Here is a 14712-nt window from a genome sequence, read left to right on the forward strand (position 1 = left end):
GCGCATACCCGTCAGCGGTTCGCCGCAGTGCGCGCCGCGCTGGACGCCCGCACGATCAGCTCCGGCACCATTTCAGAAAACGCTGGCGGCGCCGCATCGGCCGGCGGCGGCGGGGCATCAACCAACTGCTGGCCGAGCAGCAGCCGCAACGCGCGCGCGCCCAGCCCGGCGATGTCCACCCGCATGGTGGTCAGCGCGGGGAGCACATAGCGCGCCATCGGCACGTCGTCGAATCCGGCCAGCGCGATGTCCTGCGGCACCTTCAGCCCGGCGTGGCCGAGCGCGAACAGGCAACCCAGCGCCATCATGTCGTTGGCGGCGAAGACCGCGTCCGGGCGGTCCTGCTGCGCCAGCGCCTGGCCGGCGCGGTAGCCGGACTCCTCATCGAAGTTGCCCGGCAGCACCCACGGCTGCGCGTGTGCATCCACCGCCATTTCATCGCGATAGCCGCGCAGGCGCTCGTGCGCATCGAAGTTGTCGTCCGGGCCGGCGATGAAGGCGATGCGGCGGTGCCCGCTGTCGCGCAGATGGCGCGTCATCACCCGCGCGCCGCCGTAGTTGTCCACGTTGAGCACCGGGCGCTGGCTGGCACTGCCGGCGCAATTGAGCAGCACCGCCGGCAGGCCGCCCGGTAGCGCGTCTTCGTGCACGCCCGAATCCCCCAACGACGGCGACATCACCACCACCCCGTCCACCCGGCCGGGCAGGCGCTCCAGCGCACGGCGCTGCGCCTGCGGGTCGCCGTGCGAGCTGGACACCAGCAGGTGGTAGCCCTGCTCGCGTGCCACCTGGTCGATGCCGCGGATCAGTTCGGAAAAGAATTCGCCGTGCAGGTCCGGCAGCACCACCCCGATGGTGTGGGTGCGTCGGCTGCTCAGGCTGCGCGCGGCGTGATGCGGGATGTAGTTCAGGGCCCGCGCCACCTGCAGTACGCGCTCACGCACCGACTCGGCCACGTGCTGGTGCCCATTCATGGTGCGCGACACCGTGGCGACCGACACCTGTGCCTCGCGGGCCACATCCTTGATGGTGACGCTGCCGCCTTCCGAACGTGGCCGACTCATGGCGCTCTCTCCAAAACAAGGCGGTGACGGCCGCACGCCGAAGCGGTGCGCGCTGTCGTCGGGTGCCGAACGTTCGTGTCGCACAGGCACATCCAGGTCATCGGCCCCATCCGACAGCGACCTCGAAGCGCGATGGCGCGCACGCTAGCAGGAACTGCAAGCGCTTACATGATGCGCCGCAGCATCGAACCAAACACAGTGAGCACAAGGCTTGCGACCCGATTGATGGACAAAATTGTCCGAATGAGACAACGGCAGTCACGGCCGGACACCGGCTGGTAACCGACGAACCATTACGAAAACGTAACACCTTTGCTCCGTACTTTAGCGTACGGTAACGGCGCGCCTTGCCGCCAGTGCATTCAAACAGCAAGATGCGCCGATCGATCAGGGGAACATCGTGCGCATGCCGCCATCCACCGTCCGCGCCGGCCGGTTCCAGTCCATCGCGTGGGTGTTGCTGGCCGCGCTGTGCGTCGGCGGCTGCCAGCGCAACGACACGGCCGCCGCATTGCCCGGCGCCAAGGCCGAGCCGGCCGCCGCCATGCAATCGATGACGGTGCCGCTGCGGCGCAACGACCTGGTGGCCTATGCGCGGATCCGGGTCACGCCGGTGCAGTACACCCAACTGGAAGCGGCCTGGCGCGGTGGCGCCAGCCGCTGGCCGTTGACCGAGTTGCCGTTGCCCAACGAAACCGGCGCCTTGCTGGGGTCGTTGTCGGCTCCCGATGCCGAGCGCCGCCTCCAGCAGGCCTTCGATGCACAGCTGGCCGGGCAGTCGCGGGGCATCGCCCAGGCCGCGCAGTCGCTGGGCCAGTTCGGCGTGCAGTACCTGCGCAGTCGCAGCGATTACCAGCCCGAGCAGCGTGCCCACTACGTGCAGCTGGTCGACGCGCTCAGTGCCTGGGCCGCCACCGCGCCGCTGGCCGACCGTCCGCGCGCCAAGGCCAGCATTGCCGATCTGGTGACCGCCGCGCGTGCCACCGGCATCACCTCCGATGCCGACCTGCAGCAGCTGGGCATGGAAGAAAGCCTGCGTCGGCTCGGACCGTTCTGGGCAGCATGCAAGAAGGTGCTGGAGCGCTACGATCTGTCGATCGACAACAGCCTGGATGCATTGCGCACCGGCCTGGTCAAGCAGGAGGGCAACAGCGCCCAGGTCCGGCTGCGCTATCCGCTGGCCGCGCGCGACATCGACCTGACCGTGGCGCTGATCAAGCGCGACGGCCATTGGTACCAGCAGCAGACCCAGGAGGAAGTGGCCGCCCTGCTGCGCGCGCAGTCGACACCGGGCCTACCCGAGACCGCGGCAGGCGCCGACGCTGCGCCGGCCGTGCCGGCAGACGCCGGGCAGCGCCCGGCTGGGCGATAATGACGGCGATGCCAGAACAGAACCCCCTGCCGTTTCCCGACGGCCAGCCCGCCCCGACTGCCGATGCCGCCGACCCTGGCGCGACGGCGGCCGCCTCGCCGTTGCCCATGGCCACGCCGGTGCCGCCGGATGCGCCTACTGCCGCCGTACCGCTGCCGGCCGCCACCGCCCGTCAGGCCAAACGCCCCTGGTGGGCGCGCCTGCTCGGCCGGTTGGCCGATCCGTGGCTGAGCCTGACCATCGAGCCGGACCAACCGAGCCGCTACGACGACGGCACGCCGGTGGTCTACGTGCTGGAAGACTACGGCCTGTCCAGCGCGCTGATCTTGGACAAGGCCTGCCGCGAGGCCGGGCTGCCCTCGCCGCTGGTACCGTTGCCGGGCGACCCGCTGCAGCGCAAACGCGCCTATCTGGCACTGTCGCGGCGCAGCAGCAGCAATTCGCTGATTCCCGAACAACGCGGCGGCAAGACCCATTCCGATTCGCTGGCCAAGTTGCTGCAGGCGCACCGCGTGCGCGCCGACCTGGACGTGCACCTGGTGCCGGTGTCGATCTTCGTCGGCCGTGCGCCGGACAAGCAGAGCGGCTGGTTCGCGGTGCTGTTCTCGGAAAACTGGGCGCTGGTGGGCCGCTTCCGCCGCCTGCTGGCGGTGCTGCTCAATGGTCGTACCACCATCGTGCGCTTCGCCCCGCCGATCTCGCTGCGCCAGACCATGGCCGAGGGGTTGCCGCCCGAGCGCACCCTGCGCAAGTTGCAGCGCGTGCTGCGCACCCACTTCCGGCGCATCCGCGAGGCAGTGATCGGGCCGGACCTGTCCACCCGCCGCCTGCTGGTGGACCAGGTGCTGGCGGCCGACTCGGTGCGCGAGGCCATCGCCACCCAGGCCAAGCGCGACAACTCCAAGCCGGTCGACGCCTGGCGCAAGGCGCATGCCTACGCCTGGGAAATCGCCGCCGACTATTCCAGCCCGGTGGTGCGCTCGGCCAGCTTCCTGCTCACCCACGTGTGGAACCGCATCTACGCCGGCGTGCTGGTGCATCACCTGGACAAGCTCAAGCAGGCCGCGCCCGGGCATGAAGTGGTCTACGTGCCCAGCCACCGCAGCCACATGGATTACCTGCTGCTGAGCTACCTGCTCTACGAACGCGGCATCGTGCCGCCGCATATCGTGGCCGGCATCAACCTCAACCTGCCGGTGGTGGGCACGCTGCTGCGCAAGGGCGGCGCGTTCTTCATCCGCCGCTCGATCAAGGGCAATGCGCTGTATTCGGCCGTGCTCAGCGAATACGTCGCCCAGCTGGTGGCCGGCGGCTATTCGATCGAGTACTTCGTCGAAGGCGGGCGTTCGCGCACCGGGCGCCTGCTGCAGCCCAAGGGCGGCATGATCGCGATGACGCTGCGCGCCTATCTGCGCCAGCCGCGCAAGCCGGTGCTGTTCCAACCGGTGTACATCGGCTACGAGAAGCTGATGGAAGGCAACAGCTATCTCGATGAACTCACCGGCCGGCCCAAGGAAAAGGAATCCATCTGGGGCCTGCTGTGGTCCATCCCCAAGGTGCTCAAGCAGAACTACGGCCAGGTGGTGGTGAACTTCGGCGAGCCGATTGCACTCAACGACGTGCTGGCCAAACACGCGCCTGACTGGGACGGCCAACCGGTGCCCGAGGACGAAAAACCCACCTGGCTGGCACCGGCGGTGGACACGCTGTCCACCCAGATCCAGACCCGCATCAACTGCGCCGCCGACGTCAATCCGATCAACCTGCTGGCGCTGGCGCTGCTGTCCACGCCCAAGCATGCGATGGGCGAGGCCGACCTGATCGCGCAGATCGAGTTGTGCAAGAAGCTGCTGGCGGAGATGCCGTATTCGGACCGCGTCACCGTCACTCCGCATACCCCGGCGCGCATCATCACCCACGCCGAAGAGATCAACGTGCTTACCCGCGTGTCGCATCCGCTGGGCGATGTGCTCAGCGTCAGCGGCGATACCGCGGTGCTGCTGAGCTATTTCCGCAACAACGTGCTGCACCTGTTCACTGCCTCCTCGTGGGTGGCCTGCTGCTTCCAGAACAACCGCCGCATGAGCCGCGCCGGCCTGATCCGCCTGGGCCGCACGGTGTACCCGTTCCTGCAGGCCGAGCTGTTCCTGCCGTGGAGCGAAGACCGCTTTGCCGAGCGCATCGAACAGACCATCGAGATGTTCGTGCGCGAAGGCCTGCTGCTCAACGTCACCGACGACGATGGCGGCATCCTGGCGCGCAATACCGGGCAGACCGACGAGGTGTTCCGCCTGCGCGCCATCGGCCATTCGCTGCAGCAGGCGTTCGAGCGCTACTACATCGCCATTTCGGTACTGGTGAAGAACGGCCCCGGCGTACTCGGCGCCGGCGAACTGGAAAGCCTGTGCCAGCAGGCCGCGCAACGCCTGAGCCTGTTGTACGCCCCGGCTGCCCCGGAATTCTTCGACAAGACCCTGTTCCGCGGCTTCATCCAGAAACTGCGCGAGCTGCGCCTGGTGTGGCCGGACGAGAACAGCAAGCTGGTGTTCGACGAGCGGCTGGATGCATGGGCCAAGGATGCCAAGTTCATCCTCGGGCGCGAGCTGCGCCACACCATCGAACGGGTCAGCCCGGCGGCGGCCAAGCCGGAGGCGGTGGTGCCGCCGGCCGAGTAACACGGCGCTTCCCGACGCCGACGACGCTCCCTTCTCCCTCCGGGAGAAGGTGCCCGAAGGGCGGATGAGGGGCGGTCAGCAAGCAAATGACCCAGCTCCGCCCTCAACCAGATCCACCGCTGGCGCGCTGCACAAGGCTCGCAAACTTCACACAACGGTTCTGCCCGCTTCATCCCTCTCTTGCAGCCGTGCCGCTAGCATCGCGCTACCTTTCATAGTGATCGGGCGCGTTGCACTGATGGGCGTGCCCGGCAGGAGACTTTCATGCGCGCAGCCATCCATACCCAATTCGGCGATCCGGCCAAGGTGCTCGAGCTCGGCGACCGTCCGGTGCCGCAGCCCGGCAAGGGCCAGGTCCGTATCGCCATGCGGCGCTCGCCGATCCATAACCACGACCTGTGGACGGTGCGTGGCAACTATGGCTACAAGCCGGAGCTGCCCGCGATCGGCGGCAGTGAAGGCTCCGGTGTCGTCGATGCGCTGGGCGAGGGCGTGGAGGGCCTGCAGGTCGGCCAACGCGTGGTCGCCGCCGGCGTGCACGAAAGCTGGGCCGAGTATTTCCTCGCCTCCGCTGCCGGCGTGGTGCCGCTTCCCGATGCGCTGGACGACGACCGCGGCTGCCAGCTGATCGCCATGCCGTTGAGCGCGCTGATGCTGATCGAATTCCTGCGCGTCCAGAAGGGCGACTGGATCGTGCAAAACACTGCCAACGGCGCGGTCGGCAAGACCGTCGCCATGCTGGCGGCCGTGCGCGGCATCAACGTGATCAACCTGGTGCGCCGCGACGCCGGTGTGGAAGAGCTGAAGGCGCTGGGCATCGGCAATGCCGTCTCCACTGCCCGGGACGGCTGGCAGGAGCAGGTGCGCGCGCTGGCCGGCGATGCGCCAATCGTGCGCGCCGTCGACTCGGTGGCCGGCTCCGCTGCGGGCGAGCTGCTCGGCCTGCTGGCCGAGGGCGGCGAGCTGGTGTCGTTCGGCTCGATGACCGGCGAGCCGCTGCAGATCTCCAGCGGCGATGTCATCTTCAAGCAGGCCACGGTGCGCGGCTTCTGGGGCAGCAAGGTGATGCAGGCCACCCCTCCGGAGGACAAGCGCCGCATGATCGGCGAACTGCTCAAGGCGGCCCTGGATGGCAGCCTGGCCCTGCCGGTGGAAGCGGTCTACGACCTGCAGGACGCCGCCAAGGCGGCGGCCGCCAGCGCCGAGCCAGGACGCCGCGGCAAGATCCTGCTGCGCGCCGGCTGAGCCGCCGCAGCCGACGGGCTGACAGCCGCAATCACATGCCGCGCCAGGCACGCGGCATCGTCGAAAGCCCGGCAGCCGACCCGGCGTAGGAGCACGCCCGGGCGCGATCAGGCTTTCCCGATAAGGCCCGTCGCGCTCGGGCGCGCTCCTACAGGAACGAGGACGCCAGCTATTCGAATGCCGCCAGCCCTCCCTTCCCCCGCGTGCGGGGGAAGGTGCCCGAAGGGCGGATGGGGGAGCGCCATGCCGGCGATTCAACCTCTTTCCCCCGCGTGTGCGGAAAAGGTGCTCGAAGGGCGCATGGGGAAGCGCCGTGCCAGCTATTCGACCCGTTCCCTTCCCCCGCATGCGGGGGAAGGTGCCCGAAGGGCGGATGGGGGAGCGCCATGCCGGCGATTCAACGCTGACAAAGTCCCGTGGAAATCGCCTACGGCGTCCGTTCCGGTTCGATGCCTGCCCACGAACAGGCCATGGCCGGCTGCCACGTTCTGGCCGGGCATGTCATGACACGGGCCATGCCGCAACGATCGCATGCGCACCACAAAGCAGACCCAACCGCAGGCGCGTCCTACGCCGGCTCGTCGGGCACCAGCTCCATCTCCAGGCGGAGGATGTTGTCCTTGATCTGCAGCTTGCGCTTCTTCAGCCGCTTCATCTGCAGCTCGTCTTCCAGATTGGCAGGCATGCGCTGGATTTCCTCGTCCAACGCGCGGTGTGCGCGTCGCAACTCGGCGATCTGCTCGACAATCTCGGCGGGTGAGAGGGTGTCCACGCCCCGAGCATACACAACCCCGGGCGATGCGCGTCACCTGCGCTTGCCAAGTGGCCCGGGGCTGCGACAATGCCCCCGCGTTGCTGGGGAAACGGCGGCGCACCCTATCCCTCATTGCCGCGCGGCTCCGGCCGTCGAGAAAGGAGTCTTCCCGATGCGTTTGCGTTCTTCCCTGCTGGCCCTGAGCCTGCTTACCACCGCCAACCTGGCCGCGGCGGCCGATGTCGCCAAGTACGACGGTTTCCTGTGCTGCAACCTGCGCACCGACGGCAGCTGGATCAGCGACAGCAACTACGCCGAAGACGGCAAGCGCGTGCTGCCGGTCGGCACTCCGGTCAGCGTCACCGGCTTTGGCCGCAACCGCGTCAACCTGAAGATCGCCGGCGAGAAGCAGTCCATCGGCAACGACTACAGCCGCGACCTGGACAACAACGCCTTCGCCGCCCGCTACATCGTCAGCGCCGATCCCAAGCTCAAGCTCGCCACCTTCCCGCCCAAGATCCGCCAGGCCATCATGGACGGCAAGCTCACCGGCGGCATGACCCGCGAACAGGTACTGATGGCGGTCGGCTACCCGATCAGCAGCGAGAACCCCAATCTGGAAGCCTCGCTGTGGCGGTACTGGCGCGACAGCTTCTCCGAGTACCAGGTGCAGTTCGGCCCGAGCGGCAAGCTGGTCAAGGTGACGGCGGATCCGCAGGTGTTGAATCTGGTGTGGGTGCCGTAACAACGTAGGCTTTGGCGCAGTGCGCATCTGCCAATGGTCTCGGAAGAGACAGCGCACTGTCCGCTTCTGCTGAGTCCTGCAATCCATACTTAGGCAATTGGTCCGACATTGGACATCCTCATCCCATTCCTCTGCGTTGCTGCACTGCTCGGCGTGCATGCTTATTTTCATTCCAGACGGCATCAGCCACCGAGCAGGGTGGAGCGCGGTTTGGCGATGCTGTGGCTGGTGATCCGGCGGTCGTTATGCTTTTCCATGGTGCTGTTGTTCTGGGGAGGTGCCGTCCATATGGGCTATCTAGTGCTCACCAAAAATGCTTCGTCATCGCTGCTGTGGTGGTGTGCTGGGCTGGTACCTTTCGGCTATATCTTCTTGCACCTAGGCTTGTACGGCACGGGGCATAGACGCTATGACTGGAATGAGGACAAGAAGGTTCATGCAGAGCGCAAACGCCGGTATGGTTGGCGTTGGTAGCCGCTAGATGGTGTAGAAAATTCCCCGTCAATCGAACCGGAGAGCCGGGAAACGTAGTTTTCCTGAATGAAGATGAAAGTGACATCAAGCATTGAACGCACGGCGTTTCTAATCTTTACGTGCCTGGTATGCGTGGTTCCCGGCGCTATGGCTGGAAATTCCGAAGAATATATTCGCATCGGTATTTCTGAAAAGGGCGGGGCCGCCATGGGGATGAAATTCTTGCCGCCTTCCGGAAATGGATGGAAAGAAAAGCGCGATGGCCTCAGTGTAAAGCTTGAGAAGGCACAGGAAGGCGGGAGTGGAGAGGAAAATCTGGAAGCCTATATGATGAGGCCAGATCATCCTGAAGCTTCACTTTCTGATTATGCCAATATCATCAGGAATAATATCGAGAGTGATATCGCCGCGAGCAAGAAATTCAAGATAAGCGAATTGGACGTGGTCGAAGATCCAAATAATTCCAAATGCGTCCGCGTCCATCTGTTACTGAAGAATTTGCAGCCAGGCAAGGATGGCCAAGTCGTATGGAAGGAGCAATACAACAACTCATGCAGACTTTTCAACTACCCAAGCATAGGCTTTGAGATTCTCTACTCACATACCTATACACCGCAAACAAGAAATTCCGCTTTCCCTGAGAGCGCCAGGAGAGTGTTGGATAGCCTGATCATTGAGGATAGGTAGCTTTAACACACGTCTATCTTTACGCCGCTATCTTCACGTCCCGGCAGATGCCATAAAAGCCAAGGAGTTAAGATTTCCCTTCGGCCAACCAGGCGCCATCGAGCGGACGAACCATGCAGCGACATCCTCACCTGTATCCCAAAGACGATAACGGCGACACCCTCTGGCACATCGCGCAGCAGGGCGTGGATCTTTCCGAGCCGCGCGAAATTGCGTTTTCCGTAGTGTTCCCAAGCAAGGAATCTGCTCTGGAGTTTTCGGTGACGCTGCTGCGCTTCGAGCAGAAGGTTCGCTGCTGTCATTACCCGGACAACACCGCATTCCCTATGGATGTGACGGTGTATCCGACCATGGTGCCGTCTTACAAGGCGATTTCGGCATTCGAGGAAGAACTGGCAGCCGAAGCCAAGCCCTTGGGCGGCTTGAACGATGGTTGGGAATTCGCTGTGGACGCGAAAGACGCCTGACGCACTCCGCGGTTCGATGGCACCGCCAGCAGATGCAGCGCTCAAGCGCGTCCGCATCAGCGCACTGATTGCGGTACGCGGCGCAGCTGCGACACGTCGTAGCCCATGGCGGCGATACGTTGAACGGCCTGCTGATAGTCGGCCTCGGAGACCTGCGGGGTGCGTGCCATGTACCAGACATAGTCGCGCTTGCTGCGTGCCACGATGGTCTGGGTATAACCGGCATCACGCCAGGCGATGACGTATTCGGCCTTGAATGGCCAGATGAATTGCATGCTCCACAGCGCGCCATTGCCCTCCTTCGCGACCTGTCCGATCGGATGCATCGTCTTGAGCGGTGCCTGGAAGCTGCCCTTGCGAAACGTGAAGGTGGTCTGGATGCGGCCATCCGGTCGCAGCGCATAACTCTCTACCGCGTCGTAGGCCTTGCGCTCGGGACGGGTTGGAATATGCGCGATGACATACCAGTCCCCCATGAAGCGTGGCACGTCCACGTTGTCCGCGCGGGGCAGCGCAGGACGCGACTCGTTCCCGCTTGCACTCCCGTAAACAGCGAGCGTTAGTAACAGCAGCATCGAGCTCCGGCGCATGGAAATCTCCCTCAATGAAAGTCTGTCAGTAGCCTACGTAGCGGTGATGCAGGCGGATGCACATGGGCGGGATATCGCCTGCTGGCGACGCAGACCGCGGCCCGTTGGCGACCATCATGGGCTGCCATAGCGTGAGCGGCATCGCAATCAGTGTCGGGCAGTATCGCGGGAGTGGCTCGAGCTGCAAGGTCTGCAGGATTTATGATGGCAATCAGCCTGCACCCCCGTTTGCCGAGGCCACGTGATGGTGCACTCACCGAGGTTTAGGGAATGCAGTGGATGAAGCGTAGCTCAGGCGTGTGGGGCTGCATGCAAGCCATGCTGCGCAGTTGGCTGGATGCCGGTACATCGAACGTTGGAATTTTGCTCGTGAAAAATCTACCGCGACTTCTGTTCGCAACCGTGTTGATCTGTACTGGGCTCGCTCACAGCGCAACGCAGGAGGACTTCACCTCGCGTGTCGGTGTCGTCGCCGCAAAGTATGAACGCCTGACCAGATCGCCCGAAGCGCGTCTACTGATCGAGCAAGGCAAGAAGAGTCAGCTCAACGCGCGCCTGAAAGCCCTGGTGCCTGACGATGAAAAGACAGTAATCGATCATTTCGTGCTGTCGAACATGCTCTATCGCTCCGATATTCCTGCGAGCGATGCATACATGAAGGCAGCCGAGAGGGCGCTATCAAACAATCCGTTCATTCTGTTTGAGCGCGCAATGCACGAGCATCGTGCTGGACATTGTGCGGCCGCACTTCCGCTGTACGAGAGGGCTAGCCTATCGTTCAACGACAGGCAACGTCCGGACACGCTATGGGCATACGTTACTCATTGCCGCCTGATGCTTGGTGATGCCGCCGGTGCGATTTCTGCGTGGGAAAAAGTGGACTTTCGGGAACACCATACCGGGATCGAAAAGGCGATGTACGAGATTTTCTCCAAAGCCAACCCGGATGCCGAGCGAGAGCAACTCATCCAGTCCATCATGGCTGGTGATGCAGGCGGCGTCTGCAAGCTCATCAAGCTGGACAACAACTGGGAGATCGATTGGTGGAATACGATGGAACAAGCCGACTTTCTCAAGCACGACATTGCACTGATCAACGGTTTGGCCAAACACAACAACAAGATCAATCTTGCAGCAGGATTGTGCATCGAAGCAGTCGCTCTCGATGACCCGGCGTTTCGGGACTACGTGTCCTCAGCGGGGTACTGGGGGAATCGATTTGCGCTTCCGGAAGATCCGGCTGCAACGTATCGATTGATCAGCCAGTTGAACGAGCGGAAGTTGGCGACCCCGGCGGAGATCCTGGAGCGCTACGGGGCGTTGCTGGAAGCCCGACATCAGCAGGCGCCAGATGACCGCTCGACGCTGGACCTGCTCGCCTTCCTCTACAGCGCGACTGGTCGCAAGGAAAAGTTGAAGGGCGTGGACCTGTATGGCTGGAAGACGCTGCACATCCAGAACTATGCGCTGAGCTATGTCAAAGGGCTGGCCGAGACTGATCCCGATTACCAGCGTGTTGTGGCCGAGGCCGCACGCGACTTCCCGGACAGTACCGAACTACAACGGCTCAACCTTGCCCTGCATAGTGAATCAAGCGACGGACTGACCTATCTGATGCGCTACGTGGCGTCGCAGTTCCCCAATGTCGAAGAGCATTTGACCGGTCGCTACCGTCTGAACGACTTCATGGCCGCCCTGAAGAACGAGAGTGCTGCCTTGCGCCAACGATCGAAAGTTACGCAGCCTTAGAGCGGCTAGCAAAACGTAGCGAGCGGTCGTCAGGTGGGTGCGGACGGCGCGGATGAACCGCAGTGTACGCGTGGTACATGAGGATTCCGAGCACCGACCGCGCCCGCCTGGCGGCCGCGCAGTAGTTCTGCTAGCTGCTCTTAAGATGCAGGATCCACCTATCGGATCGCGGGCAAGGGCCCGGTTGCCGTGGCAACCCTTGGCTAATGTGCATTGGCCCGCAAGAAATGGTCTCGAATGCACGCCCGGCGACCGACGAAATGACCCGATCCCACCGGTCGCAGCACACGATGCGAGCACGAGCTGTCACCACGGCGACACCGCCTGCTCCCCATACGGATAGATCGTCGCGATCCTGCCATCGGCGTCGTGCTGCAACGGCGCCATCTTGATGTTGCGCAGATGCGTCTGCCCGCCCGACAACTCGGCGTCGTGATAGAACAGATACCACTGGCCATCGACCTCGCAGATGGAGTGGTGGGTGGTCCAGCCGATTACCGGTGCCAGCAGCACGCCCTGATAGGTGAACGGGCCGTAGGGCGAGTCGCTGGTGGCGTAGCAGATCAGGTGCGTATCGCCGGTGGAGTACGACAGGTAGTAGCGGCCGGCGTGATGATGGACCCAGGGGCCTTCGAAGAAGCGGCGGGCGTGGTCGTCGGCGCGTAGCGGGGCGCCGTGTTCGTCGAGGATCTGCACCTCGCGCGTGGGCTCGGCCAGTTGCCGCATGTCTTCGTGCAGGCGGCCGACGCGTGGGCCGAGCGCGGGCGCTGCGCCTTCGGGTTCCTGGTGGGTCTGCGCGTAGACGTTGTCGCGGTAGTGCTGCAGCTGGCCGCCCCAGATGCCGCCGAAATACAGGTAGTGCTCGCCATCGGCATCGCCGAACACGGCCGGGTCGATGGAGTAGGTGCCGGTGATCGGTTCGGGTTCCGCAGTGAACGGGCCTTGCGGGCCATCGCCGACCGCCACGCCGATCTGGAAGATGCCGTCGGCGCGCTTGGCGGGGAAATACAGATAGGTCTTGCCGTTGCGCTGCGCGGCATCCGGAGCCCACATCTGCCGTTGTGCCCAGGGCACGTCGCGCACGTGCAGCACCTGGCCCAGATCCTCGACCGGCGCCTGTGGGTGCGCCATGCGGAACACGTGGTAGTCCTCCATGCCGAAATGCGAGCCGTCGTCGCTGAAGGCCACCCCCGCATCGATGTCGTGCGAGGGATAGATGTACAGCGCACCGTCGAAGACATGCGCGGAAGGATCGGCCGTGTAGAGATGGGTGACCAGCGGTGCGGAAATGGCGGTGCGCGCCAGGGCCTGCAGGGCGGCGGCTTGCAGTTCATCGGACATGCGCGTACCTGTACATGAGGGGGAAGGGAGTCATCAGCCCGGCACCGGCAGCGTGGACTGGCGGCGTGCGCCCAGTTCGCGTTCGATGCGGGTTTCCAGCGCCTTGTCGATCTCGTACAGCGCCAACAGGGCGGTGCTGAGCAGGAACGGGATGGAGGCGTACACGCTGATGGCCAAGCGAATGCCGCCGGTCACCGCAGCATCCTGCTGCGCCAGCGCGGCATCGTAGCCGTAGAACGCCAGGATGCCGGCGACCAGCGCGCCACCGACGCTCAGGCCGATCTTCAGGCCGCACAACATCGCCGAAAAGATGATCGCGGTGGCGCGACGGTGGTTCTTCCATTCCGAGTAGTCGGCCACGTCGGCGATCATCGCCCACAGCAACGGAATGGTGATGCCGTAGAAAAAGCCGTGCAGCACGTAGGAGGCGAACACCCAGCCGATGGCGGTGGGCGGGTACACGTAGAACGCCAGCAGGAACAGCGTGGAGATCAACAGCGCGGCACCGAACACATTGCGCTTGCCGTAGCGATCGGCCAGGCGTTTGGAAAAGCCGATACCCACGATCATCGCCAGGATGCCGCCGGCACTGAACACGCTGAAGGCCGAGGTCGGCACGTCCTGCGGCCACTGCAGTGCGGTCATGCCGGCACCTGTAAGCACGCTGTTGATGCCATCGATAAAGCGGTTGAAACCTGCGCCATCGAGAAACTGCGCCAGCGCGCCGGCGTCCAGGTAGTACTTGAAATAGTAGATGTACATCCCGCCCTTCATGGCGAGATTGACGAACACCAGGATGGTCAGCGCCAGCATCACCAGCCAGGGTTTGTTGCGGACCAGATCGGCCAGGTCCTGGCGCACGCTGCTGCGTTGCTCGCTGATCGGCAACACGCGCTCGCGGGTGGTGAGAAAGGTGATCAGGAAGCACAGCGTGCCGACCGCCGCGAACAACGCCATGGTGTTGCGAAAGCCCTGCGCCTTGTCGCCATTGCCTAGGATCAGCACCAGCGGCAGCAGCAATACCTGGATCACGAACTGCGCCAGGGTCACCGCCAGAAAGCGATACGCCGACAGGCTGTTGCGCTGCTCCATGCTGCCGGTGAGCACGCCGCTGAGCGCCGAGTACGGCAGGTTGTTGGCCACATACACCAGCATCAGCAAGGTGTAGGTGGCAAACGCATAGGCGATCTTGCCCTGCTCGCCGAGCGAGGGCGTGTTGAAGGCGGCCAGCGACAAGGCACCGAACGGCAGCGCCGTCCACAGGATCCACGGGCGGAACTTGCCCCAGCGCGTGCGCGTGCGGTCGGCCAGGATGCCGATCAGCGGAGTGAACACGAACGCACCCAGCAGGCCGACCACGAAGATCAACGTGGCCGCGACACCGGCAGGAATACGGAACACATCGGTATAGAAGAACGCCAGGAACGTCACCAGCGTCTGGAAGATCAGGTTGGCGGCCAGGTCGCCCAGGCTGTAGCCGATTTTTTCGCGCAGGGAGAGTGGGGAGGACGCATCGTTCATGGGGTCTGGCAAGCTCGAGGGGTGCTGC

The 14712-nt window shown here is 64.1% G+C and carries 13 protein-coding genes and 1 other RNA gene; 8 read left to right on the top strand and 6 right to left on the bottom strand.

The window, feature by feature from the left end; genetic code table 11:
- Positions 1 to 11: 11 nt before the first annotated feature.
- Positions 12 to 1064, bottom strand: a complete 1053-nt coding sequence (locus ACCQ05_RS00465) for a LacI family DNA-binding transcriptional regulator (RefSeq protein WP_372392564.1) — start codon at positions 1062 to 1064, stop codon at positions 12 to 14.
- 406 nt (positions 1065 to 1470) lie between these two features.
- On the opposite strand from ACCQ05_RS00465, the gene ACCQ05_RS00470 reads away from it, so the two are divergent.
- The 3 genes from ACCQ05_RS00470 (at position 1471) to ACCQ05_RS00480 (ending at position 6356) form a co-directional block, all read left to right on the top strand.
- Positions 1471 to 2436, top strand: a complete 966-nt coding sequence (locus ACCQ05_RS00470) for a hypothetical protein (RefSeq protein ID WP_372392565.1) — start codon at positions 1471 to 1473, stop codon at positions 2434 to 2436.
- Positions 2436 to 5111: a glycerol-3-phosphate 1-O-acyltransferase PlsB gene (plsB, locus tag ACCQ05_RS00475; protein WP_104541297.1), complete on the top strand. Its 2676-nt coding sequence runs from the start codon at positions 2436 to 2438 to the stop codon at positions 5109 to 5111. The genes ACCQ05_RS00470 and plsB overlap by 1 nt, the downstream gene beginning before the upstream one ends.
- 264 nt (positions 5112 to 5375) lie before the next feature.
- Positions 5376 to 6356 (top strand): zinc-binding dehydrogenase, encoded by a 981-nt coding sequence (locus tag ACCQ05_RS00480; RefSeq protein WP_372392566.1) that lies wholly within the window; start codon positions 5376 to 5378, stop codon positions 6354 to 6356.
- A gap of 568 nt (positions 6357 to 6924) precedes the next feature.
- Here the strand turns inward: ACCQ05_RS00480 and ACCQ05_RS00485 are convergent.
- Positions 6925 to 7128 (bottom strand): YdcH family protein, encoded by a 204-nt coding sequence (locus ACCQ05_RS00485; RefSeq protein WP_167394602.1) that lies wholly within the window; start codon positions 7126 to 7128, stop codon positions 6925 to 6927.
- A 154-nt stretch (positions 7129 to 7282) separates the two neighbouring features.
- Here ACCQ05_RS00485 and ACCQ05_RS00490 point away from each other — a divergent pair, with 154 nt between their 5' ends.
- From ACCQ05_RS00490 to ACCQ05_RS00505, 4 genes are all read left to right on the top strand, one after another.
- Complete coding sequence (locus ACCQ05_RS00490; RefSeq protein WP_228963064.1) at positions 7283 to 7855, top strand: hypothetical protein; 573 nt, start codon at positions 7283 to 7285, stop codon at positions 7853 to 7855.
- A 108-nt stretch (positions 7856 to 7963) separates the two neighbouring features.
- Complete coding sequence (locus ACCQ05_RS00495; protein WP_372392567.1) at positions 7964 to 8329, top strand: hypothetical protein; 366 nt, start codon at positions 7964 to 7966, stop codon at positions 8327 to 8329.
- A gap of 66 nt (positions 8330 to 8395) precedes the next feature.
- On the top strand, positions 8396 to 9016 hold the full coding sequence (locus ACCQ05_RS00500) for a hypothetical protein (RefSeq protein ID WP_372392568.1): 621 nt from the start codon (positions 8396 to 8398) through the stop codon (positions 9014 to 9016).
- A gap of 113 nt (positions 9017 to 9129) precedes the next feature.
- Positions 9130 to 9483 carry a ribonuclease E inhibitor RraB gene (locus tag ACCQ05_RS00505; RefSeq protein ID WP_228964735.1) on the top strand — a complete coding sequence of 118 codons (354 nt, stop codon included), beginning with the start codon at positions 9130 to 9132 and terminating at the stop codon, positions 9481 to 9483.
- Positions 9484 to 9539: 56 nt separating this feature from the next.
- Here the strand turns inward: ACCQ05_RS00505 and ACCQ05_RS00510 are convergent, their stop codons facing one another.
- Complete coding sequence (locus tag ACCQ05_RS00510; RefSeq protein WP_372392569.1) at positions 9540 to 10073, bottom strand: lipocalin family protein; 534 nt, start codon at positions 10071 to 10073, stop codon at positions 9540 to 9542.
- Between the two features lie 279 nt (positions 10074 to 10352).
- On the opposite strand from ACCQ05_RS00510, the gene ACCQ05_RS00515 reads away from it, so the two are divergent.
- Complete coding sequence (locus ACCQ05_RS00515) at positions 10353 to 11822, top strand: hypothetical protein (RefSeq protein ID WP_372392570.1); 1470 nt, start codon at positions 10353 to 10355, stop codon at positions 11820 to 11822.
- Between the two features lie 3 nt (positions 11823 to 11825).
- Here the strand turns inward: ACCQ05_RS00515 and ACCQ05_RS00520 are convergent.
- From ACCQ05_RS00520 to ACCQ05_RS00530, 3 genes are all read right to left on the bottom strand, one after another.
- Positions 11826 to 11901, bottom strand: a non-coding RNA gene (locus ACCQ05_RS00520) — sX9 sRNA.
- 227 nt (positions 11902 to 12128) lie between these two features.
- Positions 12129 to 13163, bottom strand: coding sequence for a glycoside hydrolase family 43 protein (locus ACCQ05_RS00525; protein ID WP_372392571.1), 1035 nt, complete (start codon positions 13161 to 13163; stop codon positions 12129 to 12131).
- 33 nt (positions 13164 to 13196) lie between these two features.
- Positions 13197 to 14684: an MFS transporter gene (locus ACCQ05_RS00530; protein ID WP_372392572.1), complete on the bottom strand. Its 1488-nt coding sequence runs from the start codon at positions 14682 to 14684 to the stop codon at positions 13197 to 13199.
- Positions 14685 to 14712: the final 28 nt, after the last annotated feature.

It is taken from the genome of Xanthomonas sp. NCPPB 3582 (assembly GCF_041475735.2).
Classification (GTDB): Bacteria; Pseudomonadota; Gammaproteobacteria; order Xanthomonadales; family Xanthomonadaceae; genus Xanthomonas; species Xanthomonas codiaei.

What these genes read in the sequence shown, in the direction of transcription:
- ACCQ05_RS00465 (WP_372392564.1), bottom strand. Translation starts at nt 1,064, where the DNA reads ATGAGTCGGCCACGTTCGGAAGGCGGCAGCGTCACCATCAAGGATGTG.
- ACCQ05_RS00470 (WP_372392565.1), top strand. Translation starts at nt 1,471, where the DNA reads ATGCCGCCATCCACCGTCCGCGCCGGCCGGTTCCAGTCCATCGCGTGG.
- plsB (WP_104541297.1), top strand. Translation starts at nt 2,436, where the DNA reads ATGACGGCGATGCCAGAACAGAACCCCCTGCCGTTTCCCGACGGCCAG.
- ACCQ05_RS00480 (WP_372392566.1), top strand. Translation starts at nt 5,376, where the DNA reads ATGCGCGCAGCCATCCATACCCAATTCGGCGATCCGGCCAAGGTGCTC.
- ACCQ05_RS00490 (WP_228963064.1), top strand. Translation starts at nt 7,283, where the DNA reads ATGCGTTTGCGTTCTTCCCTGCTGGCCCTGAGCCTGCTTACCACCGCC.
- ACCQ05_RS00500 (WP_372392568.1), top strand. Translation starts at nt 8,396, where the DNA reads ATGAAGATGAAAGTGACATCAAGCATTGAACGCACGGCGTTTCTAATC.
- ACCQ05_RS00505 (WP_228964735.1), top strand. Translation starts at nt 9,130, where the DNA reads ATGCAGCGACATCCTCACCTGTATCCCAAAGACGATAACGGCGACACC.
- ACCQ05_RS00510 (WP_372392569.1), bottom strand. Translation starts at nt 10,073, where the DNA reads ATGCGCCGGAGCTCGATGCTGCTGTTACTAACGCTCGCTGTTTACGGG.
- ACCQ05_RS00515 (WP_372392570.1), top strand. Translation starts at nt 10,353, where the DNA reads ATGAAGCGTAGCTCAGGCGTGTGGGGCTGCATGCAAGCCATGCTGCGC.
- ACCQ05_RS00525 (WP_372392571.1), bottom strand. Translation starts at nt 13,163, where the DNA reads ATGTCCGATGAACTGCAAGCCGCCGCCCTGCAGGCCCTGGCGCGCACC.
- ACCQ05_RS00530 (WP_372392572.1), bottom strand. Translation starts at nt 14,684, where the DNA reads ATGAACGATGCGTCCTCCCCACTCTCCCTGCGCGAAAAAATCGGCTAC.